The organism is Pseudooceanicola lipolyticus, from assembly GCF_002786325.1.
In the GTDB taxonomy this organism is placed as follows: domain Bacteria; phylum Pseudomonadota; class Alphaproteobacteria; order Rhodobacterales; family Rhodobacteraceae; genus Pseudooceanicola_C; species Pseudooceanicola_C lipolyticus.
In genome coordinates, this window is record NZ_PGTB01000410.1 from 1 (window position 1) to 675 (window position 675).

General features: G+C 70.7%; 2 pseudogenes. Both read left to right on the forward strand.

Going from position 1 to position 675, the window contains the following annotated elements:
- Positions 1–272, forward strand: a pseudogene (locus CVM52_RS26300) (ABC transporter); the annotation flags it as partial.
- Positions 266–675: pseudogene (locus CVM52_RS26305) on the forward strand (ABC transporter permease); the annotation flags it as partial. The pseudogenes CVM52_RS26300 and CVM52_RS26305, both read left to right, overlap by 7 nt.

Consider the following 675-nt stretch of genomic DNA (forward strand, 5'->3'; position numbering starts at 1 on the left):
AGCGCCAGCGCGCCGCCATCGCCCGCGCCCTGGCGCATCGGCCGGCCTTCGTGATTGCCGACGAACCCACCGCTGCGCTGGATCCCGAAACCGCCGACGCGGTGCTGGCGTTGCTGCTGGAAACCGCAAGGGCCGAGGGTGCGGGGCTGATCCTGTCCTCGCACGACATCCCGCGCATGGAGCGCTTTGGCATTGCCCGCCGCGCGCTGGTGCCGGGCCGCCACGGCGCCGGCGAGGCGGTCAGCCGGCTGCAGACGGTGGTGCCATGCTGATCGTACAGCTGGCCTGGCGCGACCTGCTGCGCGACCGCTTCTTCCTGCTGTGTAATGTCGCGGTGATGGTCGGCATCCTGGTGCCGCTGCTGGTGCTGTTCGGGGTCAAGAACGGCGTCTACCAGGCGCTGATCGGCGAGATGCTGGCCAACCCGGCCAACCTGCAGATCGACACCGCGGGCAATGCCACCCTGTCCGAGGCCGAGATCGCACCGCTGCGCGACTGGCCCGAGATCGCCTTCATGACGCCGAAGATCCGCGCGCAGTTCGACTATATCAATGTCCGCGCCACCGAGGGGCGGCGGATGCGCGCGGCGCTGCTGATCCCCACCGGCGCGGGCGACCCGACGCTGCCGTCAGGCGCGGAACTGGCCGAGGGCGCGGTTGCGATCAGCGCCCAGCT